A 26522-nucleotide genomic window follows, 5' to 3' on the forward strand; every position below is an offset into this window, starting at 1 on the left:
ACTTTCATGAATAGCGAACCTCTATTGGAAGTGAAAAATCTAAAAACGCATTTTCATACCGAGCGGGGGAAAGTGACGGCCGTGAACGGAGTCAGTTTTTCCATGAATAAAGGCGATATCATTGGTATTGTCGGGGAATCCGGCAGCGGAAAGAGCGTAATGTCCCAATCGATCATAAGACTGCTGGACCATACGGATGCGATCGAGTACGAGGGAGAGATCCTATTTGAGAAGCAGGACCTGCTGTCTCTCTCGCCTTCTAAATTACGGGCGGTCCGCGGCGACAAAATCTCCATGGTTTTTCAGGACCCGCTTACGTCCCTAAGTCCCGTATATACGATTGGTAATCAAATCGAGGAAGCCATACGCCTCCATCAGAAAAAGTCTAAGAAAGAAGCTCGTCAACAAGCTATTGAGATCCTACGGATGACGGGTATTCCATCTCCGGAAGTGAGGGTGGATGAATATCCCCATCAGCTGTCGGGAGGAATGCAGCAGCGGGCGATGATTGCCATGGCGCTCTCCTGTGAGCCGAACCTGTTGATTGCGGATGAACCGACAACCGCGCTCGACGTAACGATTCAGGCGCAGATTCTGGAGCTGATCGCCGACTTGAATCGCAAAATGGGCATGGGCGTGCTGTTCATAACGCATGATCTGGGTGTCGTATCGGAAATTTGTACGGGCGTGAAGGTGATGTACTTGGGGCAGATCGTGGAGGAAGCTCCCACGGAGCAGTTGTTTCATACGCCGCTCCATCCTTATACGCAGGGGCTGATCCAATCCATCCCCAAGCTGGAAGGGGACAGAGACGATGAACTCCATGTCATTGAGGGAACGGTGCCGTCTCTGACGGATATACCGCAGGGCTGCGGCTTTTCTACACGATGTCCTTATGCCGACGAGTTATGCCGTACCTCAGAGCCGCCGATGAGAATGGCCCATACCGATCATCGTGTGAAGTGCTGGCATTACGAGGCTATAAACGAGCCGAAAGGGAGGGAGACAACCGTTGGAACAAGCAGCTGATCATTCGATTTTAAAAGTAAGCTCCCTTCACAAGCAGTTTCCGGTGTACGGATCTTTCGGTAAGTTACGGGGCGCCAAGGGATATGTGAAAGCCGTAACGGATGTTTCTTTTCAATTAAGAGAGGGAGAGACATACGGACTTGTTGGAGAATCCGGTTCGGGTAAAACCACCACAGGGCGTACGATCTTAGGGTTAACCCCGGCAAGCCAAGGTCAGGTTTTATACCGGGACCGGGATTTGGCTACGATGTCGAGGGAGGAAATCCGGAAATTCCGCAAGGACGTACAGCTTGTTTTTCAAGATCCGTTCTCATCGCTTAACCCGAGGAAAAGAATCGGCCGAATTCTGGAGGAGCCCCTGATTATTCATAAAATGGGAGACAAGGCAGAGCGTCAGGAAAAAGTCTTTCGCATCTTGAAAACCGTGGGCCTGCAGCCGGAGCATTATTTCCGTTTTCCCCATGAATTTTCGGGCGGTCAACGCCAGCGTCTGGGCTTGGCGCGCGCGCTTATCATGAATCCGAAGATTATCGTATGCGACGAGCCGGTCTCGGCACTGGACGTCTCCATTCAGTCGCAAATTTTGAATATGCTCAAACGTCTGCAGCGGGAATTGAAATTAACGCTATTATTTATTACGCATGATATCAGCGTGGTTCGGTATATTTCCGATCGGATCGGCATTATGTATCTCGGAAAAATCGTGGAAGAAGCTTTAACGGATGATCTATTCCATGAGCCCTTGCATCCCTATACGAAGGCGCTGTTCTCGGCAGTGCCCGACTTTTCCCACAGCCGATTAAAGGATCGGATCATGTTGCGGGGGGAAATCCCGTCCCCCTTATCACCGCCGAGCGGTTGTGTTTTTCATACGCGCTGTCCCTATGCAACGGATGTCTGTAAGGCAGAAGTTCCGACTTTAAGAGAAGTTCGGCCCAACCAGAAGGTAGCTTGCCATCTGGTTGATGAGAGCCGTTCATCCTGAAACGAAGACTAAAAGAAAAGAGGCTAAGAACATGACAACGTTAAAAATCGTAGAGGGCCAGGATCGGATATTCAATGAGGCGGGGTTTCAGCTCGTCGGAAATCATGGACCGAATCTGGAGGGCGGCTTGTCTCCGAGAGAGCTGCTGGAAGCGTCCTTGGCGCTATGCGTGTCCATATCTCTCCAAAAAATAATGGATTACGACGGCGTGGATTATGATAAATCCTCTATTCATATTGAAGTTTCATCGGTAAAGGCAGAAGATAAAAGCAATAAATTCTCGCACTTCAACGTGTTTGTCTCGCTGCCGCCAACCCTGGAGGCAGCGTACAAGGAGAAGCTGAAATCTGTCGTAGAACGCGCCTGCACCATCGGTAATACGTTGAAGAGTGAGGCCGTTGTTGAACTGATCGAAGTGAATGAACCCATCGAAACGAGCAGCAATGCGTAATGGGTACGCTTTTATGTTAATCTTTTAAGCGAATCCAACAACAGCCTTAGTCCAGGTTTCATCGCGGACTAAGGCTGTTCTGTTCTTAAGGGATCATACAATGCAATATTATGAGTACGTGCTGCATCTATTTTCGCCGTATGCCTTATGGCGTTTAGTTACGACTGCGGCTGTACATCCCGCTCAAAAGCGACGATCCAATCGCCCTGAATGGCGGCATAGCCGGTGTCTCCCTCCACAACAAGGCCATACAGATTTTTGACATCGAGGAATTCTTTCCGGTCTCCATTATCAAATTCGAGGGTGATGTAGTAATACGTTCGGGATGAATTGCTGGAATGGATCATGCTGTTATCCCCGTTGTGATGATTGGTGTGGTGACGGACGTCCATACGTTTGGAGACAACCCGGGCAAACTCGGACGTGCGAGGCGACTTGGCGTTCTTAACATAACGGGCGCCATTAGAGATGAAGCCCACAATCACAATCACGAATACAATTCCAATCAGAATGGGAACCAGCGTAAACATAAAATCAAATCCTCCGCCAAAAGACGTTCCTTGCGGCATCATCGACTGCACTCCTCTCTGTCCGTTATTTTTTCATTGTATATATGTACGGTAAAATGGACTGAAATGTTTCAATCTTAAAGAATCAGTCATTTCACGCTTACTCCAGAGTCCGCATAATGCAATCCCAGCTGATAAGCACGCTCGAGCAAACTCTCCATATGCTCCTGTCTACCCTCCAACGTATCATAGAAGAATTCCACACGGGAATTCTTGATTCCGGAGTAGTCGGCCATTCCAATATTGAGGGAAAGGGATAACATCTGATCATAGCCCCGCTTGGCAAAATGATCTTCCGAAGCTCCCGCGAGCGCCAGCCATAATACCTGTTGGTGATGAAGCTTTGAGCCGCCGCCGTAAGCGAAGCCATGATTCCAGACACGGTCGATATACCCTTTCAGCATGGCCGGGATTCCGTACCACCACACCGGGAAGATATAGGCCAGCGCGTCGTGTTCCTTCATTCGTGCAATTTCAGCTTCTACTTCAGGAGAATAGATCTTGGTAGGATTAGACCAATCAGGTTCGTCTGCCTCCCACAGGACCGGATCGAAACCGATGCGGTGGAGGTCCAGAATCTCCGCTTCATGCCCGGAGTCCCGAAGCCCTTGTACAAACTTCTCGGTAATTGCAAATGTAAAGGAATTTTCGCGTGGATGCGTAACAACCGTTAATACCTTCATGAGGGTTCACCGTCTCTTTCTTCTCTTCGAATTTGAATGCCAAATTGTTCAATACGTGTCATTGCAGTTACAAGAGGAACCAGCGTTTCAGGTAGATAGAAGCCTCCGGGAGCAGGAGGTGAGCCATCCCAGCCCAGAATACGCTCAATGGAAAGGAGGATACCGAGGGCCGTAAAATGCGCCTGTCCCTTCGGATCGGTCAACGTGATTCTCCGTTTCGCGGAACGGCCGTCAAGAAGAACACCTTCAAGATCAATGTAGAGGTCTTGAGAGGCCGTGCCTCCAGCCCGTGTCCCTATAGAGTCATGAATGGCGAAATCGAATCGAATATTAGGCGCTCCCGTAACAGCAGCGAGGCTTGGAACATCCAATAAACTCATGGGATGGCCCTCTACCCGGGAACCGTTTGAAAGACTTATGCTTCTCGGATACTTCGTAGCCTCAACCCATTTCCATATCCCGTTTTCCCGGATGAGGGCACGGTTGATAAATCCCTCGGTTTCCTCAAGCGTCATAGGCCCCATTGGATCGCGTTCATCATAGTGACCCGCCAAGCCGATCGATTGGATGCTTCGGAAAGACTTCGCCTCCTGATACGCGACCAAGGTCAGGATTCCCGCTTGCGAATGTCCCAGAGGCACAATCGGTGCTTGAGGGGGATGGCTTTGCATGGCGAATAGAATAGGTGTCAGTTCGTCGGCAAGCTTGGTGATCCCGATATGCGCAATTCCTTTTGCAAGGGCCTCTTGCATGAGGAGGTCGGCCGGATCCTGGATGGTAGAAACGATAAGGTCGGCTTGTTCCAGCTCTGTTGGAGACAGACCCTGGCGGATATCTAAAAAAGCGGTACGGGCGTTTCCTAGTTCTTGTACTAGTAAGCTCCCCTTCTCGGGATGCCTTCCGGCGAGTATAATCTTGGCATCTTGATTGATCGTTCGGATATGCCGGGCAACGGCACTCCCGATTACGCCATAACCTCCGGCAATGTATATACGCTGCATGCCATTTCACCTCCAATTTTTATGCTTAAGCTCTGGTATAAGGGGATTATGTAACATATAATGACGGAAAGGAAGTACGCACTTAATGGTTCTATAGGTACCTAAAAGTATCATTAGTACCCCAAGGTGCCTGTTATCCGTCCTATGCGACTTACGTTCGAAAAGGAGAGAAGATCTTATGAATGGGGAGCGACAATACAATATTCCGTCCGAGGCAACTATGGATGTAATCGGCGGCAAGTGGAAGGTCATTGTGCTGTGCCACTTAAGTTATGGACCCAAGCGAACGAGTGAAATTAAGAAGCAGATGCCGGATATTACGCAGAAAATGTTAACCCAGACGCTGCGGGAGCTGGAGGAGGATGGGATTATCACGCGAACGGTCTTTAATCAAGTGCCGCCTAAGGTCGTGTACGAGCTGAGTGAAATGGGCGTTTCGCTGCAACCGATCCTTGATCAAATCTGTGAATGGGGCGAGAAGTACTTGAATGGGAAATCGAAGGTAATTACACCTTGAGGACAGACAAAATAAAAGCTGCTGACCTAATAAGGGTCCGTAGCTTTTTTATTTTTTGAAATAGATTGTTGTCGCTCATAATTTCCATAGGGTAGAGGAAAAGCCTAGATATCCGCAGAATATTTAGTTCTTTAGACTCATTAAAATCCGGGCGATTTTAGCAATTTCTATGTTTGTCGAGAAATTGAATAGTTACTATAGATATAATAATGGATAGGGTGTAGGGCTGGGGAGGCCGTGAATATAAGGATTATCAATTTCTGATATGCAGCGGGACGAGTCACCCATGAATTAATAGAAACGTTTGTCCATTAGGAAACGTATGATCTTCATAGGACCTAAGGATTACTCACAAAAGGAGTGTGTACAGCTCAGATGGAAGGCAATTATAACTTATATATTGTTGGGCTTTCAATTGCGATTGCTATACTTGCTTCATACTCGGCTTTGAATATTACCTCTAAAATTTCGGATGCGAACGGCAAATCCAAGTTTTATTGGCTTTGCGGTGGCGCCATGGTCATGGGAAGCGGCATTTGGTCCATGCATTTTGTCGGCATGCTGGCGATGCACATGAATATGAACGTGAAGTATGATGCCTTTCTGACCATCATGTCGATGCTGGCCAGCGTGATTTCCTCCTTCATCGCGTTTTATATCACCATGCCCAAAAGCATTAACTGGTCCAAGATCGCCATTGGCGGTTTCATTATGGGAAGCGGCATCGTAACGATGCATTACATGGGAATGGAGGCCATGATTGTACACGCCGAAATCCGTTATGATCCCGGCATGTGGGCATTGTCCGCCATCATTGCGCTGGCAGCTTCCTATGCGGCCTTATTATTGTTTCTCCGTTTTCGCAACCATTCCAAGTCCAGCTTTCTTAAGTGGGGCTCGGCGGTCGTCATGGGATTTGCCGTGTGCGGAATGCATTATACAGGCATGAAAGCCGCGCGGTTCGAGGCTCATGCCGGCATGATGGCGCATCAACCGCAGTCTGTTGATTCCTTTCTTCTGTACTGTGTGACGGTCACGATTTTTGCCATCCTGCTGATATCCTGGGGAGCGATGTTCTTTGATCGGCATGTGCTGGAAAAGCTGGCCTATCAGGATACGATCACGGGATTGCCTAACCGCAATGAGATGAACCGGTTCTTTGGGGCGAATCCCGAAACAGAGAAGATTACGATCCTGTTTCTGGATTTGGACCAATTTAAGGCCATCAACGATACGCTGGGCCATAATGTCGGGGATTTGCTGGTTCAGGAAGTGGGTAAGCGACTGCGTCAATTCATTCGAGGCGGCCAGCAGGTATTCCGGATCGGCGGGGACGAATTTCTGGTTATTTTGAAGCAAAGCGACCCGAATTATGCCCAGCGCTTAGCCGACGATATACTTCAACAAATAAAAAACGTGTACCATATCGACGGCAACGAATTGTACGTGACGGCAAGTATCGGAATCAGCATCGGTTCCGTCCATAGCTCTGACCGTACGACGCTGCTGAAGAATGCGGATACCGCAATGTATAAAGCGAAGGGACTGGGCAAGAACCAGCAATGCCTCTATGACGAGGAGATGGGTCTTCAAGAGGTTCGCAAAATGGAATTGGAGAAGGACCTGCAACGAGCGTTTGAGCTGAAGGAGTTCTTCATTGTATATCAGCCCAAATGGAATGTGCAAAGTGATCGCTTGGTCGGATTCGAGGCGCTGCTTCGCTGGAAGCATCCCAGATTAGGCGTGATATCGCCACTTGAATTCATTCCGATTGCCGAAGAGACGGGGCTGATTATACCAATGACCCGATGGACGCTTGAGGAAGCATGCAAACAGTGCAGAATTTGGCAGGAGAGAGGAATTGTCCAGCCGGTTTCGGTAAATTTATCGATTCGTTTATTTCATGGTGACAATCTGCTTGAGCTTATTCAAAACGTTCTGGATCAGGCGAATTTGGAGCCTCGCTTGTTAGAACTGGAAATAGCAGAGTCCATGGTGCTGCATGATGTGAATGATATTATCCGCCAGCTTGGGAATATCAGGTCCTTGGGGGTTAAGGTCTCCATGGATGATTTCGGAACCGGTTATTCCTCGATTGGTCTATTGGACCGGATTCCGATTGATGCTTTAAAGCTGGACCGCCAGTTCACCAATGATTTGGACACGCCCAGCAAACGCGCCATTGTCAACGCCATCGTTCTTATGGCAGAGAATTTGAATCTAGATGTAATCGCGGAAGGTGTCGAGAACAAGGAGCATATCGACTTTTTGACCGGACTTGGCTGCCACGTCATGCAAGGTTATTATTACGGAAAGCCGATGGATATCGATGAGATTAAGGTCTGGATGTACGAACATAATCACAAAACAGAAGAGATCGTGACCCTTCGATGAAAAATAAATGGAATAGATACAGATCATAAGAATAACGGGCACCGTGAAGGTGTCCGTTATGTTGTTGAAGGTACATATTCTCACATCCCACCCCACTGAATTCAGAATATGAGTATAGGATTGGCAATGGTCGTGGTGATCAATGCATGATACCTGCCTCCAAGAAGGTCGGAGTTCTTTACACTTTTTGTATGATACTCAATAGCTTATTTCTTCTTTGTTGCAGGAGTTTTGTTGCTATTTTACTGGTAACGGATACAATAGTATGTGAATCTAATGAATGGTAGTGGTGATATATATGGTGTCAATCAAAGATGTGGCCAAGCTGGCGAACGTTTCGATATCAGCCGTTTCCAAGACGCTGAATGGCTATTCGGATGTAAGCGAAACCACGAAACAAAAGGTCATGAAGGCCGCGCAGGAATTGAACTATTTTCCGAACCGTCTGGCCAAAAACCTAAAGCACAAGGTCACCAAGACTATTGCGCTTATCATATCGAACTTTGAACAGGCGAACGGCAAGGACGGTGTCATGTTCCAAATCATGACCGGCGTCTATGCTGCAGCCCAGCATTATCAATATGAGGTGGTCATATATACGCGGAGCTTGTCCGAACAGCAGGATAAATCGTATTGGCAGTTCTGCAAGGAGAATAAGATCGCTGGCGTCGTAATTTCCGGGCTTCGTACCACGGACCCCTATTTTGAAGAATTGGTAAACAGTGAATTTCCATGCATGGTGATAGATGCTGATATTGTCGGTCCCCATACCGGTTCGGTGATAACGGATAACGTGGGTGCTGCCAGAAAAGCGGTGGAATATTTAATCGGCAAAGGGCACCGTGAGATCGGCATGATTAACGGACATAGCTTTGCGGCTGTCAGCATTCAGCGACTTCAGGGGTTCAGGGAAGCACTGGAAGGAGCAGGCCTGATTTATGATTTGAACAGGGTCATTGAAGCGGATTTTAGCGAGCAGGTGGCGTACGAAGCGGCCGAACCTTATTTGCAGCGTCATCCGAATTTATCGGCTGTTTTTATATCCAGTGATCTGATGGCGATCGGATTTATGACGCGCTGCCGCGAACTGAACATCCGAATTCCTGAGGACATCTCCATCATGGGCTTTGATGATATTGTGCTCTCCAGTTATACGACACCTAGATTGTCCACGGTTCGACAAGATTTTACAAAAATCGGCTATTCGGCATTTGAGGAAGTGATCAAGATGCTGGAGAATCAGACTCCCGGCTATCATAAAATTCTTTCATTCGAAATTGTTGACAGGGAGACAATAATGGTGCAATAATGTTATCGAAAACGTTTTCGCATTAGGAAGGCTTTTATTTTAGGCTCATTCCGAAATCGTTTTCGGTTCTTTTTTGAAAAGATCGAAAACGATTTAGGTATCGCTTACAAAAATAGAGAAAAATACAACAAATGGAGAGGATAACAACATGCTGAGCTGCAACGAGGTACAGTCTGAAGAGTTGAAGAAATGGTCATTTTCCGAAGTGCAATTCAATCCGCTGGCTTTAGGCAAGTGTGAAGCGATCATGTCGCTAGGGAATGGATATATGGGGCTTCGATCAGCTGCGGATGAGTCGTATATCGGGGAGAAGAGAAATCTGTTTGTGAACGGAACCTTCAATAAATTCGATGAATTCGAAGTGACGGAGCTTCCGAATACGGCCGATATGACGCGTCTGGATATTCGGATTGACGGTACAAGGTTCTCCTTGGAGCGTGGAATGGTTGCCGAATACGAGAGAATGCTGAACATTCGCGATGCCGAGCTCGTTCGGAGCTTTATCTGGGAATACCAAGGGAAAAGAATTCGATTTGAGTTCAAGCGCTATGTATCGCTGGCCAAGCTGCATCAGATCGGCCTGAAGGTAAGCATAACTCCTCTGAACGAGGGCATAACACTGGTCATTAACTCCGGGATTGACGGCCAGGTGAGCAACAGCGGAAGTCAGCATTTTCACGAAGGAGAGAAGCGGATTTTCGATAAGACCTTCCTGGAGCTGATTCAGACGACAACCGAGTCCAAGGTGGATTTCATCCATGGTGTGGCCCATCGTCTTAAGTTAAACCAGCAAGTGCTGGATGTTGCTCCCAAAATGGATATCGACCGACGTAAGGTTGCCGTCTCCTATGCACTTGATGTTGCAGCAGGGGAGTGCTTTGAATTTGAGAAAATGGCGACGGTATTCACTAGCCGTGACAGTGAATTTGCGGAAGGAACAAGCCTGGAAGACATTCGGCAGCATGCACTCGCTGAATTGAAAGCGTTCCATTCTGCCGGATACGACCGGCTTTTTGAAGAGCATCGGTTGGCCTGGAGCAAGGTGTGGGAGCAATACAACATCTCGATCCAATCCTCCAATTCCTTTGATCAGTTGGCAGTCCGGTTTGCCATATACCATCTGGTTATCATGACTCCGGCACATGACCGGCGGATGGGAATCGGCGCCAAGGGGCTCAGCGGAGAGGGATATAAGGGTCACTCTTTCTGGGATACGGAAATTTTTATTTTGCCATTCTATATTTATACGAAACCCGAGGTTGCGCGATCCTTGCTTGAATATCGATATCTCGGTCTGGAAGGCGCTAGGGCAAAGGCAGTTGAAAATGGCTTTGCAGGCGCGATGTATCCATGGGAAGCAGCATGGCCAAGCGATGGCGAGGTCACGCCGGAGTGGGGTCAGGTGGATATTGTCACAGGCAAACAGATCAAGATATGGTCCGGATTTATTGAACAGCATATTACGTCCGATGTCGCTTACGCCGTGTGGCACTATTACAAAGCGACCGGTGATCAGGACTTTATGGATCGTTGCGGCTACGAAATGATATTTGATACCGCTAAATTCTGGGCGAGCCGTCTGGAATGGAATGAAAGCAAGGCGATATATGAAATCAATGAGGTTGTGGGGCCGGATGAGTACAAGGAGCATGTGGATAACAATGCGTTCACCAATTACATGGCTTCCTTTAATATCCGGTTGGCCATGGAATACTACGAGAGTCTACAAACATCGGATGCGAAGTTATTCCAGTCGCTGAACGGGAAGCTGGGGCTGGAGCAGGCCATGAATGAGTGGCAGAATAAGTTCCATCAGATCTACTTGCCACAGCCGAACCAAGATGGCATTATCCCGCAGGATGACACCTACTTGCAGAAGAAACTCATTGATTTAACTCCTTATAAACAACAGAGCAAGGTAGGCAGCATCTTTGACGATTACAACCTGGATCAGGTTGGAGAAATGCAGGTATCCAAACAGGCTGATATTATGATGCTTTTCTTCCTGCTGGAGGATCAGTTCTCTCCGGAAGTGAAGAAAGCCAATTACGATTATTACGAGCCGAAGACGCTGCATGATTCCTCGCTGTCGATGTCTACACATAGCATTCTGGCGAACGATTTTGGCGATGGGGATCTGGCATATCAATTGTTCGAACGAGCTTCGAAAATTGACTTGGGGCCGTACATGTACTCCTCAGATGCCGGCATACACTCCGCGTCACTTGGCGGCATATGGGAATGTGTGGTGCTCGGGTTCGCAGGCGTCCGCATGCTGGGCGGGGAGCTGCACATGAATCCAAATCTGCCTGAAGCCTGGGAGGAGCTTTCCTTCCCGCTATACTGGCAGGGGCAGCGCCTGGAAGTGCACATCGACCGTGAGAGGCTGACGCTGACTACGAATTCGGAGCAGGAACTGCAGCTGGTGTTCCACGGCAACACCATCAAATTCTCGAAAGAGCTTCAAATCCAATATTGAATATTCAGGAGGGTCATTCAATGAAAAAGAATTGGAAATGGTCAACCATGCTCAGCATGGTCATCATCGCTGCGTTGGCATTATCCGCTTGCGGCGGTAACGGTGGCAGCTCGGACAAAGGCGCGGCCGGAGAGAAAGTTAACCTTACATTCACCGTCTGGGGCGATGTGAGCTCCGGTGCGAACGAACAGCAGCTCGCTGATGAATTCAATAAAGCACACCCGGATATCCAGGTGAAATTCGAGCCGATTCCGAGTGAAGGTTACGGCACCAAATTGACGACTTCGCTTGCAGCCGGGCAAGCACCCGACGTATTCCTGATCGGTGAAGGCGATTATTTCAAATATGTTGAAAAAGGCGTTGTTGAGCCGCTGGATGAATACTTGAGCAAGGACAGTGGTTTCAGTCTGGATATCTTCCAGAAGGATCTGATCGACAACATGAATATCAATGGCAAACAGTACTACCTGCCGAAGGATTTCAATCCGCTTGCGCTCTGGTACAACAAGCGCATGTTTGATGAAGCGGGCATGGAGTATCCGTCCGATAATTGGACTTGGGACCAACTGATCGAAACTTCCAAGAAGCTGACCAAGAAGGAAGGCAATAAGTATACCGAATTCGGTTTCAATGCCGGCAAATGGGAATATCCGATTTACACGTATCTGTGGGATCATGGCACGGATATAGCGAATGAAGACGGAACGCAAGCCGAAGGATTCATGAATGGTGAGAAGACGGTAGCCGCTATTGAAAAATACGTATCCCTGTCCCAAGGCGAAGACCGCGTATCGCCTACGCCTCAGGATGCCGAGACCCTTGGTGGAGACTCCTCCATGTTCATGACGGACAAACTGGCCATGATGGTCACCGGCCGCTGGGTGAAGGGCGATCTGGATAAATCGGATGTGGAATACGGATCAGCCCTGATTCCGACAGGCGAGGATGGTACACGGAGCAGCATTATCGCAAGTGCAGGCTGGGCTATCAATGCAAACGGCAAACACAAGCAGGAAGCGTATGAGCTGTTGAAATGGTTGTCCGGAACGGAAGCACAGAAGCTTCGCTCCGAGAATGGCAAGGTTCTTCCTGCAACCGTAGTGGAACTTGAAGAAGTGAAAGCAAAGGAAGTGTCAGACAAGCCGGTTATCGAGATGATGGATTATGCGAAGAAACCGGTCACATTGCGCTCTACCCATGGCCCCATTTTTGTTGAGGAATTCAACAAAGCCATAGAGAAGATTTTGCTGAAACAACAGGACGTGAAGGGCGCCCTGGATGAAGCTGCGAAAAACGTCGATAGCAAAATCAAGTAAAAACGACAGGTGAAGCGCATGACGAATGCGCTTTACCTGCTTCATCAAGGAGGCTTGTTATGCGAAAGTCTAAATCGGATTGGGCCGGCTACTTATACATCATGCCATGGCTTCTGGGACTTCTGCTGTTTACGATTGGACCGATGCTGTTCTCGTTGCTGCTAGCCTTCAGCAAATGGGACATTATAACGGGAGTGCAATCGATCGAGTGGGTTGGGCTGGACAACTTCAAGGCGATTTTCCATGACGAATTGTTCTATCAATCATTAAAAGTAACTTTTATCTTTGCTTTGGTATCTGTGCCACTCTACCAGATTGTGTCCCTCTTGATTGCGGTACTGCTCAATATGCGCAGCCGCGGCATGAAAGTGTTCCGATTGATCTATTTCATGCCGTCCGTCATTCCTGCGGTTGCGGTATCGATGATGTGGGTGATGATATTCAACCCCGAGTATGGGATTCTGAACAAAGCGCTTGGCTGGTTTGGCATCCAGGGACCCGCTTGGCTTCAAGATCCATCCTATGCTCTCGGAGCGCTCATCGTCATGGGGATCTGGGGCGTCGGCAACACGATCATTATTTATCTGTCGGGTCTGCAAAGCGTGCCGGAGGACATGCATGAAGCGGCTGAGCTGGACGGTGCCGGCCGTTTCCGCCGGTTCTTCAGCATTACGCTGCCGATGATATCGCCAACGGTATTTTTCAATTTGATCATGGGGATTATCGGCGGGTTCCAATACTTCACCCAGGCTTTTGTCATGACCAACGGAGGACCGCTGAATTCTACTTTGTTCTATAATCTGTATCTCTATAATAAGGCCTTTCAGGATTACGAGATGGGGTATGCCTCCGCCTTGTCCTGGATCTTGTTTGTCATCATTCTTGTATTCACACTGATTGTCATTCGAAGCTCGTCCATGTGGGTGTATTATCAGGGCGACGATGATAAGGATTAAAGGAGGCGTCATTCATGAATCAATCTGCCAAGCGTCGTATCAACGTGCCGCATATCCTATCCATGCTGGCGCTCATTGCCGGGGCTCTTATCGTCATTGTGCCTTTACTGTGGACCTTCTTCACGTCATTGAAGTCACCGGCTGAGGTGTTTAAAGATAATTTCTTCCCCACCGTGTGGCACTGGACCAATTACCGAGATGCCGTGCAAGCCGTTCCATTCTTCAAATTTCTGGGCAATACCCTCATTATTCTGATTCCGGTTTTGATCGGAACCGTATTATCTTCGGCTATCTGTGCTTACGGATTCGCGAGATTTAATTTCAAAGGGAAACGCATGCTGTTTCTGGTTTTGCTTGCAACCATGATGCTGCCTTCGCAGGTTACGATGATTCCGATGTTCATCATGTTCAAGGAAATCGGCTGGGTGGATACTTTCCTGCCTCTCATCATCCCTGCGTTTTTTGGCGGTGGCGCATTTAATATATTCCTCATTCGCCAGTTCATGCGCGGCATACCGCGGGACCTGGATGAGTCGGCCTTCGTGGATGGTGCCAACCGGTTCCAGATCTTTACGCGCATCGTTCTGCCGCTGTCCGTGGCACCGCTGATTGCGGTATCGATCTTTACCTTCATGGGCGTATGGAATGATTTCCAAGGACCGCTTATTTACCTGAATTCCAGCGATAAATATACGCTGGCTCTGGGACTTTCCATGTTCAAGGGATTGTACAATGTCGAATGGAACATGCTGATGGCGGCAACGATTCTGATTATGCTGCCGGCATTAATCGTATTTTTCTTGGCACAAAAATATTTCATCGAAGGCATTTCCATCTCTTCAGCCATCAAGGGCTGATCAGTTGACGATGCGTTAGGAGGCTGACATGCCAAAAACTACAGGATTAAGTAGCAGACATCCTTTCAATTTATACTATAATGCCAGTGAGTATATTAAAATCTGTGGAACCCAGGACGGATATTTCCCGGATTTCGGACATCATATTGCCAATGAGATGGGCGGGGTGTGGCTGCACCCGATCAAGCTGCTGGACGGCTTCTGGCTGAGAATTACGGATCTGGACCGGAATATCTCGGTTTGGTCGAGATCGGACGGCTTTACGAATGAGCCTTGGGGCAGCCGGTTTCAATACGATCACGGGCTGGGCCATATTCCGGTTCAATTGGAGCGCACGCAATTCGCACCCGAGCTGGAAAAAGGATTCGTGGCGGATTATAAACTGCTGTCCTATGGAAAAGGTACGACCCGCCTGAAGCTGGAGCTGCTGGCTCGCACCGATCTTCGCCCCGTCTGGTTCTCCGATGAAATCGGCATAACCGATGGCGAGCAGGATGAGGTGATCCTCAGCTCGGATCGGAAAGTCACCGTGAAAGACAGTGCACATGACTGGTATGTCCAGATCGGTTCGGATCTGCCGGGCAGCGTGGTTGAGACGGGGCCGTCTCTATATGGGCCCGAGTTCACCGCTGGAAACGGGACGGGTGTAGCCTTCCGGAGCGAAGTGATTGAGCTCCGGGAGAAGGAGACATTGCAATTCCGCTTATTTGTGGCCGGCTCCTATCAATCCCAGGAAGAGAGCGAAGCGGTATATGACAAGCTTGTCTCTTCGCATGAGGCTCTTTTTGACGAGAAAAAGGTTATATATGAAGAGGTCGCTAACCGGGCCAAACTGAAAATCGCCGGCGAGGACTTGCTGAATGAAGCCTTTACGTGGGCCAAATTGAACAATCAGTGGCTTGTGCAAAAGGTGGACGGGATCGGACGCGGCTTGACTGCCGGCGGACCTACCTATCCGTGGTGGTTCGGATGTGACAATACCTATTCCCTTCAAGGGGTGCTTGCTATCGGGGATGCGCAGCTTGCAAAGGATACGCTGAACCTTTTGCTTGAAAAATCGGAGGAAGCCAATGGCAATGGCAGAATCGTGCACGAGATCACGACCATGGGGGCGGTGTCGAATCCGGGCAACACCCAGGAAACGGCCCATTACATCGCTTTTGTATGGGAGCTGTTCCGCTGGACAGGAGATGAAGAACTGCTGCGCCGTCATTACCGCTATTGCGTAAAGGGCGTAGACTGGCTGCTGCATGAAATGGATCCGGACGGCGATCTGTTCCCGTCAGGTTACGGCATCATTGAGATTGCCGGTCTGAACATGGAACTGATCGACAGTGCCGTGTACACCGCCCAGGCTCTGCGGGCGATGGTCGATATGAGCAGGCATCTCGGCGAGGAAGAAAACGCGGAGAAGTATGGTCAGCTCGCGGACCGGGCAGTACGCGCGATCAATGAAGTGTATTGGTGTGAGTCGGAGGGATTATACGCTGACGCCGTTGCGACCAGAGGCGATATTGAGCCAAAGGTGGACTATATGGTATCCCTCTCAGAGAAGGAAGGCATTCAGGGGTATCGCGAATACCTGGAGCAAATGCTGGCCGAAGCTAAAGATGCGAAGGCTGACCGGGGCTGGCCGCTTAACAAGAACTGGGTCATCGTGACGCCGATGGAGACGGGCATTGCCGATCCGGAGAAGGCCGAGAGGGCGCTTCAAACCATGCGTTCCGATGTGTTTATCGGGGAGCATGGCACCTATCTTGGGGGGATCTACAAGCAGGGCACGATGACCATCTCGACGGGGGTTCACGCGGTAGCGGAAGCGGCCAACGGCCATCCGGACGAGGCGCTGGCGCTGCTGCGCAGAATGCTGGGGACCTTCTCGAAGGTGCTTCCGGGTTCTTTTTCCGAGATGTCGCCGGATTACGGCTGCGTGGTGCAGGCGTGGACATTATATGCCCTCACGGTTCCGGTTATCCGCCATTTCTTCGGTGTGACACCAAACGCGTTTGAGAAGACGGTTTATATCAAGCCGCAGCTTCCAACCTCGTGGCATGATCGTGAATGCAGCCTGAGCAATCTTCGGGTAGGCGAAGCCGAGCTGGATATTTCCATAGCGCCACAACAAGCGGGGAATGGACGGACAGTAATCGTTCGCAACCCTCAGGGGTGGAACATTGTTATCGAGCTGGACGGTCAACGCCTGGAGAGCACAGAAACGCATATAATCTGGGCAGTGGAATCAGTCCAGGTGTAAGCCAGCAAGAGAAATGCCCCTTGAACGAGGGGCATTTCGACGATTCTCATCTAAAATAAAGGTCCCTCAATCCGTGTAAAACGGAGGAGGGATCTTTTTTCGTGTCGAGTGATCAGGAAGATCCATTCGTTGAATTTGAGGGTTAAATTGAAAGCCCTTTCGGAAATCTATGATATACTACGACATAACAGGCATACCATTTATAACAACCTATATTTTCCTATATTAGCCTCATACTTTCACAAGCAAAGGAGATTTCATGATGTTTAATGTTCTTGTTGTTGACGATGAGTCCGTTCAAAGAGAAGGCATTAAGGATTTGATCTCTCAGTACCGCTTTCCCTTTCAAGTACTGGAAGCCGAGAACGGAATGAGCGCGGAGCGGATTCTGGTTCAGAACGCGATTGATATCCTCATCACCGATGTCAGAATGCCTCTGATGGACGGACTTGCGCTAAGCAAACAAGCCCGAAAGATGCAGCAGGATCTAAAGATTGTCATCTGCAGCGGTTATGACGAATTTGAATATGCCCGCAGCGCCATCCGGCTGGGCGTGGTAAATTACTTGCTGAAGCCGCTGGTCAGGGAGGAGTTTCTGGAGGTGATGGAGGATATTACGCAGATCAGTCCCTATGGTGGGGATCTTGAGCAGGAGACGGTGGAATCCAAGGTCATCCTTCAGGTCAAGGATTATGTGAAGGATCATTACCAGCGGGACATTTCGTTGTCGGATGCAGCCCACGATGTATACCTGTCCCCGGGGTATTTGAGTATTTTGTTCAAGAAAGAGACCGGCGAGAACTTCTCGAAGTATTTAACCGATTACCGCTTGCGACGGGCAAGCCATCTGCTCCTGAACTCCAATATGAAGGTAAATGATATCGCCGGAGCGGTTGGCATCGATAACCATTCGTATTTTGCCAAGCTGTTCAAAAGCAAGTTCGGCGTCAGTCCCTTACAGTACAGAGAGTGCGGGGTGCTCCATGATCGGATGGATCAAGAACAAGTTCAATGATATCAGGTTCCGCAACAAGCTGCTGCTGTCCCACTTGGTGATTGCACTCATTCCCATTCTTCTGCTCGGGCTGCTCTCCTTCATTCAGTCCTACCGCATTCAGATGAAGGAACTGCGGAGCGAGGCCGAAGCCAGCCTGGAGCAGGTGGCGAACATTATGGATTACAAGATTAACCGGTACAATACGCTGAGCGAGTTCATGGTGCTGAATCGGGATTTATCCCAAATTTTCATTAAGGACTACGAAGAGAACTATTTTAACATGTACCTGGATTTCCGTGACATACTGGAGTCGTTGATCTCGAACATCCGGCTGATGGACGAGGATATTGAGGCCATTACCTTTTATACCTCCGGTGAGCTGCTGGGGATTCGCGACAATATTTTGCCGATCGGGGATCTCAAGAGCAAATCTTGGTACGATGGATTTCGGGGCAGGCGCTGGATTGTGGACGGGGAGAAGCTTTATCTCGTTCAGGAATTGATCAGCAATCCGAAGGACAGCAATTTCATGGTCATTTCCATTCAGCATGACAGCATTTTTGCAGACCTGGACAAGCTGTCGGAGCATGTGGCGGTTCATATCGAGGATGCTGAGCATCGTGTGATATTCAAGGTGAGCAAGGAGGCGGATGCTTCAGCCGGTTTGGAGAGTGGAGAGCCGAGCGGTCTGATCCTAAGTCGGTCGCTTGCCAACAATGGGTGGACGATTCACTACAATCTGCTGAATACGAATGCGTATGCAAATGCGCTGGGTATTTTTCAAATTACGTTGTTTGTCATTATCCTCAGCTTGATCATTACTTTCCTGCTCATTTATGTGATCTCCAACAACTTTACGCGACGAATTATCCATATCAAGAACAAGGTGGACAAGGTGGAACAGAACAATCTCGATGTGATCATCCAGAGCTCATCGAGGGACGAATTCGGCGAGCTGACCAATGGCATCGGCAAAATGCTGAAACGAATCAACAGCCTCATTTCCCAGGTGTATCAAGCCGAAATCGCCAAAAGGGAAAGCGAGTATAACAAGCTGGTCAATCAGATCAATCCGCACTTCTTGTACAATACGCTCTCCTTTATCCGTTGGAGGTCCGAGAAGAAGGCAGATATCGAAACGAGTTATATGGTATCGGCATTGGCCCGATTCTATAGAACGACATTGAATCAGGGGAGGCAAATGGCCACGATCAATGATGAGATGCAGCATATCAAGGCCTACCTGGACTTGCAGCTCATCATGAACGATGGCCGGTTTGACGTGGATTACCATATTGACGAGGGAGTGTTACATACCGAGGTCATTCATTTTATTTTGCAGCCGATCGTGGAGAATGCCATCAAGCACGGATTCGTGGAGGCAGGTGCGGTCGATTGTCGAATTCACATTGGGGTCAGCCGGGTCGGAGAGGGCATTAGGTTCACCGTTAGCGATAACGGGGTGGGCATGACTCCAGTACAGGCGGCACGCTTGTTAACCGGGGAGAATGGCGGGTGCGGCGTTCGGAACGTGAATGACCGGATCAAGCTGTACTACGGTCTGGATTACGGACTCGATATTCATAGCGAGCCAGGCAGCGGAACGGAAGTATCGATGGTCATTCCTGCCTCATGAACAGAGTGGATGCTATTCCGGCCATAGCGTTGGTAATGAAAGCGGTGCTGCAGCGGCCGCTTTTTTTGTGTTTGAGGTCGGAAAAGAAGGTCATGAAAAAAGTGATACATATCCGAAAAATGTTGCATATACGCCAATTTTGAAACCGCATACAATTTGATTATCAACCAAAACGAGAAAAAGGGGATGACAGGATGAACAAACGCAGAAAGATGGCTTCTCTGCTGCTCAGCTGTATGATGCTGGCCGTATTCAGCGGCTGCGGCGGGGGCAAGAGTGATAACGCGCAGCCGGAAATTTTAGAGCAGGATTATGAGCCTTACGGAAAATATGAGACGCCGGTGGAATTTACGATCGGCCGGAATACCAATCATGTGAACAACCTGCCATCAGGCGATACGATTGAGGACAATTTGGCTACCCGTTACGTGGAGGACCGGGTGAATGTGAAAGCCAAAGTGGCTTGGGAGACGGATGATATGGATCAGAAGCTCTCGCTATCGATGACAACGGGCGATCTGCCGGACGTTATGCTGGTCAGCCGCGATATTTTCAACCAACTGGTGGATAATGACCTGATTGCCGATATGACGGAGGTGTACGAGAAGACCGCATCCGACGGGGTCAAGAATATCTACGCTTCCTATGGCGACTTGCTGCTGAACCAGGTGAAGGTCGACGGTAAAATCATGGGCCTTCCGATGACGAATATCGGCAACCAGCACCAGCTGCTGTGGGTTCGGAAGGACTGGGTGGATAAAGTCGGCGCGAAGATGCCGGAATCCGTCGAGGATGTATGGAACCTCGCCAGAACATTCGTGGAAAAGGACGCCTCGGGAACAGGCAAGACGGTCGGAATGGTGATGGATTCCAATGCCATGAACTTTACGCCGGTATTCGCTGCGCATGGCGCCTTTCCGATGAACTGGATCGAGAAGGACGGCCAGGTTGTATATGGATCGGTCCAGCCCGAGATGAAGCAAGCGCTGACGGAGCTGAGCGCCATGTACAAGGAAGGTTTGATTGATAAACAGTTCGCCGTCCGTTCGAATGAAGAGAAGGAAGCGCTTGTGATCAACGGTCAGGTAGGCATGCTGTTTAATCCATGGTGGATCGGATACACCAACTACAAGGACTCGATCAAGCAAGATCCCAATGCTGTCTGGGTTGCCGTATCGGCACCGATAGACGAGAACGGCAAATTCAAGACGATCCGTCAGGATCCGGTGGGCGGCGGTATCGTTGTGGTGAAGAAGGATTTTGCCCATCCCGAAGCGATCATGAAGTCGGTCAATCTGACAACAGATTTCCTGTACTCCTTAACGGATGATGCAATCAACTACAAGAAAGAGCATCCGGACGAGATGCTGACTGATGCCAGCCGTTGGAACAATGATCCGACGCAAATTCCGATGCAAGTGGATTATGACGACGTGTTGAAGCGTTATTACGACGATCTGATGAAGGCGGATCAATCCGGTGATGCTTCGGCCGTTCAGGAGGACCGGGTGGTGTCCTTCAAGGCGTATCAGGAGTTTAAGGAGAAAGGCAATGCCGTCGATGTGAACACCTATGGTGAATACCTCTCCCGTATCGAGGGTCAGCGCGAAGCGAACAATCCGAATCTGGAAGTGATTCCTGCCGGCTTCTACGGAACCACCGAGACGATGAAGCTGAAGTGGGCCAACCTCCAAAAGCTCGAAGAGGAGACGATACTGAAAATCATCATGGGCCAAGCCCCCGTAGATGAATTCGATAAGTTCGTGGGCACCTGGAAGCGTACCGGCGGCGATGAGATTACGGAAGAGGTCAACCAGATGAGCAGCAGATAAGGAAAGCATGAGCCTTGGCGCGGAGGGCTCTTGGTGGTCATCCGCGCGGGCTTTTAATTCGATAAGGTCTGTCCTGACAGGGACATGATGGAGGTGGAGCGGACGATGGCGCAAGTGGAAACAACCGTCAATCCAGAGCGGGAAGTACGATACCGGAGGAAAAAGAAACGAAGAACCTTTGACGAAATGACCTATCATGCGATGCTGCTGCCCGGCATGGCCATGCTGTTCATTTTCTCGATTGTGCCGATGTTCGGGGTGGTTATGGCTTTTCAGAAGTTCATCCCAGCAAAAGGGATACTCGGCTCCGCATGGGCAGGGCTCGACAATTTCACGTATATGTTTCAACTGCCGGATGCCAAACAGATTTTTGTGAATACGCTGGTCATCGCGGTCGGGAAGATTGTTCTCGGATTGATTGTACCGATTGTGTTCGCCCTGCTGCTTAATGAGGTGCGTCTGAAGCTCTTCAAAAGCACGATTCAAACCATCGTGTATTTGCCGCATTTTATGTCATGGGTGGTCCTGGGTACGATGCTGACCATGATCTTTTCCTTTGACGGCATGATTAACAATTTCCTTGAGCTTCTGGGGCTGGAGCGGATCATGTTTCTGGCAAGCAACGACTGGTTCAGGCCGCTGCTCATCGTGACGGATACCTGGAAGGAATTCGGCTACGGGACGATTGTGTATTTGGCTGCATTGACGGCGATTAACCCGGCTTTGTATGAATCCGCCGCCATGGACGGCGCGAGCCGCTGGAAACAGACGCTGAATATCACACTGCCGGGCATGTTTCCGACGATCATCCTGCTGGGCACGCTGAGCCTCGGCAATGTGCTGAATGCGGGATTTGACCAGGTGTTCAACCTGTATAATCCGCTGGTATATGAGACGGGTGATATTATCGATACGTTTGTGTACCGCATGGGTCTGATCAATATGCAGTATTCGTTCGCAACGGCGATCGGACTGATGAAATCGGTCATTAGCTTTATTCTGATCGTTATATCCTACAGGCTGGCCTCGAGGTATGCGGGGTACAGGATTTTCTAGGAGGGTTAGCATGATTCAATCCAAAACGCTGGGCTCAAGGCTATCCCGCCTGATGATTATGCTCGCGCTCGTTCTGATTACATTTGTGTCGCTGGCCCCCATCGTCAATACGATTATGGTGTCTGTCAGCAGCAGCACGGCTGTTAATGCTGGCAAGGTCTACTTTTTTCCGGTGGAGCTGAATTTCTCATCCTACGGGCAGATACTGAATGACACGAAGTTTTGGAAGGCGTTTCTAATATCCGTGGAACGGGTGCTGCTTGGGGGCGCGATCAACATGATATTGACCATCCTCATGGCCTATCCATTGTCGCGGAGCGTCACGCAGTTCCGATCGAGAAATAAATATATGTGGATTATCGTGTTTACGATGCTCTTCAGCGGCGGGATCGTTCCCTGGTATATGGTGATCAGCAAGCTGGGGTTGATCAACAGCATCTGGGCACTGGTTCTGCCGGGTGCGGTTCCTGTCTTCAACGTGATTCTCCTGATGAACTTCTTCAAGGGCATTCCGAAGGAGCTAGAGGAGGCCGCATTCATTGATGGTGCCGGTCCGTTGAAAATCCTGCTCAAGATCTTTATCCCGATTTCCATGCCCAGTCTGGCAACCATTACCCTGTTTGTCATCGTCGGTCACTGGAACAACTTCTTTGACGGAATCATCCTGATCAATGACAGCGAAAAAATACCGCTTCAAACCTATCTGCAGCAGCTCAGTCTGACGCGCGACCAGATGCAGAATCTCTCGGTCGAACAGCTGCAGCAATTCAATAAAATTTCCAACACGACCCTGAACTCAGCCAAAATTCTGGTTTCCATGATTCCAATTCTGCTCATCTATCCGTTTCTGCAGCGTTACTTAATCCACGGAATCGTTCTGGGGGCCGTGAAGGAATAGAACAGCTCAGCCGGTCAGGCTTATTAGCGTGCTCTGCTTGAGCGGGTACATCCAGTACCGGCAAATGGAATAGGTAGTCGACAGAGAACAGCGCCGCAGGATAGTCTTTCCGGCGAAAGACTATCCTGCGGCGCTGTTTTGTCATGGTTGGGACTGTTCCGATTGTATTTAATTTGTAAGCGGTATTCGTTCAACATGGACAATTTAAACATATCATGTTATATTGTTATATAAATTAGTAGGTTTTGGAGTACCGTTGGAGGGATATCAATTTGAAAGATGCAGCTTCCACGAAGCCGATGTATGAACAAATTTTTAATGAGATGAAGCGAAAGATCTCAACCCATATTTTTCGGATAGGCGATAAAGTCCCTTCGGAGAAGGAACTCGCGGATGAATACGGAGTTAGTCGAATCACAAGCAAAAAAGCATTGGATCTGCTGGCGGCCGAAGGCGTGATTGTACGCAAGCCGGGCAAGGGATCGTTCGTAGCTGATCCGGATGAGCCTGTGGTACACAGGGAACCTCTCTCCTCAGAGAGCACAGATGCTGCAGCGGCCAGCCGGGAGAAGATGATCGGCCTCGTCATTACAGACTTTTCTTCAAGCTATGGAACGCGTCTTATCTACAGCATGGAGCAGTATTCCAGGGACAATGACTGTTTTCTGGTACTGCGCAGAACATTTGGAGACCAGGATAATGAGGAATTATCCATTCAGAAGCTGCGTAATCTCGGCGTGAACGGACTCATCGTATTTCCCGCCCAGGGGGAATATTTCAATGCCGAAATATTGAAGATGGTTATTGCCCGTTTCCCGCTTGTTCTGATTGATCGCAAGCTGAAGGGAGTCGCAGCGGCTTCCATCAGTACAGATAATCTTGGGGCAGCCGTGCAGGCGGTGGAGCATTTATTCGATTTGGGTCACCGTCATATTTCTCTGCTGTCTCCTCCACCGAGAGATACGACAGCGGTTGAAGAACGGATTGAAGGGTTCGTGCAGGCTCATGCCGCCCGGGGCATCGCGTTTGATAAGGAAATCTGGATTAGCGACGTGACGGCCACTTTGCCCAATGCCTTCCACGAGAGCAATATTGAACGCGAAATCCAGCGGATCGTGCAGCATTTGCAGGATCACCCGTCGATTACTGCCTTTTTTGCGATCGAATATAACATTGCTTTGCTAGCCAAGGTTGCGGCAGAGCGCCTCGGTCTGCGGGTGCCGGAGGACGTATCCATCATATGCTTCGACAGTCCGCAGCTAAATATCGGCGAGGGTTATTTGTTTACCCATATGCGGCAGAACGAGGAAGAGATGGGCAGGCTGGCGATCGAGACGGTATTGGGCATCATGAATCACGATGATGTAGCAGTTGAGAAGCAATTGCCGGCGGAATTGGTGGCTGGAGCATCTACCGGGCCTGTAAAGAAATAACCAGCAAACTTTGTCTAAACTTCTGTGCGGTGACGCGCAGCCACATATGCATGTATAGCACGATATAACGTAATTCACCTGATACCGCTATATCGCGGAATTGAATTTTGGTTTCGAAGACGGTGCGTAGCCGAACACGGAATCGAACCGGATATAGTAATAAAAGTATTCTTATGCTTATTCCACTATAGAAGAACAAATACAAACCATGCGCTCATGAATAGGTGAGTGCATGGTTTGTTTGAACTTCTGAATGAATGGATTAGACATGATGTGGAGACTGCAGGAATCCGATATAACATTTATAATTATTTTATATATTGACATATTAACTAGAGGGTTGGAAGGAATTAAACGACTGTAGGTTATACTATCCACTTAATTGCGCGTAAACAATTTTGTTTTGCAGAACTATCCATATAAATCTCAAGCTTTCGTCTAAATCATATGTCATTATTTCTCGGGAAATAGCAGCTGTTAGCGAAATAACCGAAATAAATCGTAGTCACATCTAAATAATTCCACTCTAATCTTCTACTTCAATATCGCTCAAATGTATAGCTCGTGTATGCTTTGTAGGATTCCAATTTACGTTCTTCATTGTAATGAGTGACCAAAGGAACAGTGGTACGTAAGTTAGATTGAAGAAGTACAGGTACACATAGTTCCGGAAGATGCTTACTTTATTTTTCGAATCAAGAAACTGTGCGTACCCTACGTAAATGAATTGGAATAACAAACATATCATCCAAACTTGCCAAGGAATCAAATGATGAGCCTCTAATAAGTCGGTAGCAATGGACATGAAAATAAGGAGACCTGTTGCAGCACTTAAAACAATCTTGCCAGGATTAATAAGGTACATAAAACCATCAAAAGCTTTGAAGTCTAGCTTGCTAATGAATCTCCAAATTAATCTGTGAGCGTATTTAAAGCAAACATCCCAATGCCCTCTTGCCCATCGGAGACGTTGAATGCAGGAAGACTTGAAACTTTCCGGCTTCTCATCGTACACGCGCGCAAAATGACACCATTTAGCTGGTACCCCTTCAAGCAAACACTGCATCGTAAACTCAAGGTCTTCTGTTAAGGAACGAGCGGTCCAACCGATGGTTTTGAACAGAGTCGTGTCTACGCAGAAACCAGTTCCACCGATCGCGTTACCTAAGCCTAATCTGGACTTAGCAAGCTGCCAAGAGCGGTTCATGAAAATGTAGCTTACGGAGTAACCTATTGTCACCCAGTTGTCATTGGGGTTCTTAGAATCCAGGTAACATTGTATTAATTGATCCCCGTTCAACAAGTGGTTATTCATTTCCCTTAAATAGTTCAATGAGACCAGGTTGTCGGCATCGAAGAAGGCGATACCGTCAAAATCATCGATTAACCTATCTCCATACTGCTCAATGGCGTATTTAATTCCATAAGGCTTTCCCTTTTGTTCTCCTGGCAGGTAGGTATGTTCAATAACGATAGCACCAAGTTTTCTAGCGATTTCACTAGTTTTATCTTTACATCCATCAGCAATAACGCACACTTCATAGAGCTCCCTCGGGTAGTCCATTTTATGAAGGTTCTCGACAAGGTGTCCGATAACCGCTTCTTCGTTGTGCGCAGGAATCATGAGAAGAAATCTTTTCAAAGGTTTATATTCCTTGAGTCTCTTTGGTTTTCCAAAGCCAAAGAGACTGATGAGCATCCAATATGCCCAGAAAAACAGTAGGAGGCATTGAATGAAGGTTAATCCAACACCAAATACATACTCAAAACTCATTACTTGCTCAACCCTTTTTACTGAAATTTTTCTAGATGGTGATGCGGGAGCGCAATTAAATCCGGATAAAAAAGGCAACCCCATTCGCCCTGTGTG

21 protein-coding genes are annotated in these 26522 nt (G+C 48.7%); 17 read left to right on the forward strand and 4 right to left on the reverse strand.

The genetic code is table 11. The features are described 5' to 3' along the window. The first annotated feature begins 6 nt into the window (after positions 1-6). The 3 genes from MHH48_RS02070 to MHH48_RS02080 are packed head-to-tail and all read left to right on the forward strand — an operon-like array spanning position 7 to position 2465. Entirely contained in the window at positions 7-1029 is a 1023-nt protein-coding gene (locus MHH48_RS02070; RefSeq protein WP_076322504.1) for an ABC transporter ATP-binding protein, read from the forward strand. Continuing rightward, positions 1013-2014 (forward strand): dipeptide ABC transporter ATP-binding protein, encoded by a 1002-nt coding sequence (locus tag MHH48_RS02075; RefSeq protein ID WP_076322503.1) that lies wholly within the window; start codon positions 1013-1015, stop codon positions 2012-2014. The genes MHH48_RS02070 and MHH48_RS02075 overlap by 17 nt, the downstream gene beginning before the upstream one ends. 31 nt (positions 2015-2045) lie before the next feature. After that, positions 2046-2465 carry an OsmC family protein gene (locus MHH48_RS02080; protein ID WP_076322502.1) on the forward strand — a complete coding sequence of 140 codons (420 nt, stop codon included), beginning with the start codon at positions 2046-2048 and terminating at the stop codon, positions 2463-2465. A 158-nt stretch (positions 2466-2623) separates the two neighbouring features. Here MHH48_RS02080 and MHH48_RS02085 read toward each other — a convergent pair whose 3' ends face one another. The 3 genes from MHH48_RS02085 to MHH48_RS02095 form a co-directional block, all read right to left on the reverse strand. Next, positions 2624-3037 carry a DUF2500 domain-containing protein gene (locus MHH48_RS02085; RefSeq protein WP_076322501.1) on the reverse strand — a complete coding sequence of 138 codons (414 nt, stop codon included), beginning with the start codon at positions 3035-3037 and terminating at the stop codon, positions 2624-2626. An 86-nt stretch (positions 3038-3123) separates the two neighbouring features. Beyond that, a complete protein-coding gene (locus tag MHH48_RS02090) occupies positions 3124-3717 on the reverse strand; it encodes an NAD(P)H oxidoreductase (RefSeq protein WP_076322500.1) in 594 nt (197 codons plus the stop codon). After that, positions 3714-4718 carry a hypothetical protein gene (locus MHH48_RS02095; protein WP_076322499.1) on the reverse strand — a complete coding sequence of 335 codons (1005 nt, stop codon included), beginning with the start codon at positions 4716-4718 and terminating at the stop codon, positions 3714-3716. Before MHH48_RS02095 ends, MHH48_RS02090 begins: the two co-directional genes overlap by 4 nt. Before the next feature lie 178 nt (positions 4719-4896). Between MHH48_RS02095 and MHH48_RS02100 the strand changes: the two genes are divergently transcribed. The 14 genes from MHH48_RS02100 (at position 4897) to MHH48_RS02165 (ending at position 24652) form a co-directional block, all read left to right on the forward strand. Beyond that, positions 4897-5235 (forward strand): helix-turn-helix domain-containing protein, encoded by a 339-nt coding sequence (locus MHH48_RS02100; RefSeq protein ID WP_076322498.1) that lies wholly within the window; start codon positions 4897-4899, stop codon positions 5233-5235. A 375-nt stretch (positions 5236-5610) separates the two neighbouring features. Continuing rightward, positions 5611-7629 (forward strand): bifunctional diguanylate cyclase/phosphodiesterase, encoded by a 2019-nt coding sequence (locus tag MHH48_RS02105; protein WP_076322497.1) that lies wholly within the window; start codon positions 5611-5613, stop codon positions 7627-7629. Positions 7630-7927: 298 nt separating this feature from the next. Then, positions 7928-8938, forward strand: a complete 1011-nt coding sequence (locus MHH48_RS02110; protein ID WP_076322496.1) for a LacI family DNA-binding transcriptional regulator — start codon at positions 7928-7930, stop codon at positions 8936-8938. A gap of 148 nt (positions 8939-9086) precedes the next feature. Next, on the forward strand, positions 9087-11417 hold the full coding sequence (locus MHH48_RS02115; protein WP_076322495.1) for a glycosyl hydrolase family 65 protein: 2331 nt from the start codon (positions 9087-9089) through the stop codon (positions 11415-11417). A 20-nt stretch (positions 11418-11437) separates the two neighbouring features. After that, complete coding sequence (locus tag MHH48_RS02120) at positions 11438-12733, forward strand: sugar ABC transporter substrate-binding protein (RefSeq protein ID WP_076322494.1); 1296 nt, start codon at positions 11438-11440, stop codon at positions 12731-12733. Between the two features lie 59 nt (positions 12734-12792). After that, complete coding sequence (locus MHH48_RS02125; RefSeq protein WP_076322493.1) at positions 12793-13689, forward strand: sugar ABC transporter permease; 897 nt, start codon at positions 12793-12795, stop codon at positions 13687-13689. Between the two features lie 14 nt (positions 13690-13703). After that, a complete protein-coding gene (locus MHH48_RS02130; RefSeq protein WP_076322492.1) occupies positions 13704-14546 on the forward strand; it encodes a carbohydrate ABC transporter permease in 843 nt (280 codons plus the stop codon). A 28-nt stretch (positions 14547-14574) separates the two neighbouring features. Then, positions 14575-16800, forward strand: a complete 2226-nt coding sequence (locus MHH48_RS02135) for a family 78 glycoside hydrolase catalytic domain (RefSeq protein WP_076322491.1) — start codon at positions 14575-14577, stop codon at positions 16798-16800. 259 nt (positions 16801-17059) lie between these two features. Next, positions 17060-17815 (forward strand): response regulator, encoded by a 756-nt coding sequence (locus MHH48_RS02140; protein ID WP_083659640.1) that lies wholly within the window; start codon positions 17060-17062, stop codon positions 17813-17815. Continuing rightward, entirely contained in the window at positions 17784-19433 is a 1650-nt protein-coding gene (locus tag MHH48_RS02145) for a histidine kinase (RefSeq protein ID WP_076322489.1), read from the forward strand. The genes MHH48_RS02140 and MHH48_RS02145 overlap by 32 nt, the downstream gene beginning before the upstream one ends. A gap of 194 nt (positions 19434-19627) precedes the next feature. Further along, positions 19628-21265 (forward strand): ABC transporter substrate-binding protein, encoded by a 1638-nt coding sequence (locus tag MHH48_RS02150; protein ID WP_076322488.1) that lies wholly within the window; start codon positions 19628-19630, stop codon positions 21263-21265. Positions 21266-21370: 105 nt separating this feature from the next. Then, complete coding sequence (locus MHH48_RS02155) at positions 21371-22321, forward strand: ABC transporter permease subunit (RefSeq protein WP_083659639.1); 951 nt, start codon at positions 21371-21373, stop codon at positions 22319-22321. A gap of 10 nt (positions 22322-22331) precedes the next feature. Continuing rightward, on the forward strand, positions 22332-23219 hold the full coding sequence (locus MHH48_RS02160; RefSeq protein WP_076322487.1) for a carbohydrate ABC transporter permease: 888 nt from the start codon (positions 22332-22334) through the stop codon (positions 23217-23219). 272 nt (positions 23220-23491) lie between these two features. Further along, entirely contained in the window at positions 23492-24652 is a 1161-nt protein-coding gene (locus MHH48_RS02165; RefSeq protein WP_083659638.1) for a GntR family transcriptional regulator, read from the forward strand. 526 nt (positions 24653-25178) lie between these two features. Here the strand turns inward: MHH48_RS02165 and MHH48_RS02170 are convergent. Further along, positions 25179-26426, reverse strand: coding sequence for a glycosyltransferase family 2 protein (locus tag MHH48_RS02170; protein ID WP_076322486.1), 1248 nt, complete (start codon positions 26424-26426; stop codon positions 25179-25181). Positions 26427-26522 lie beyond the last annotated feature (96 nt).

The sequence above is a fragment of the Paenibacillus sp. FSL F4-0100 genome (genome assembly GCF_037993005.1).
GTDB lineage: Bacteria > Bacillota > Bacilli > Paenibacillales > Paenibacillaceae > Paenibacillus_AQ.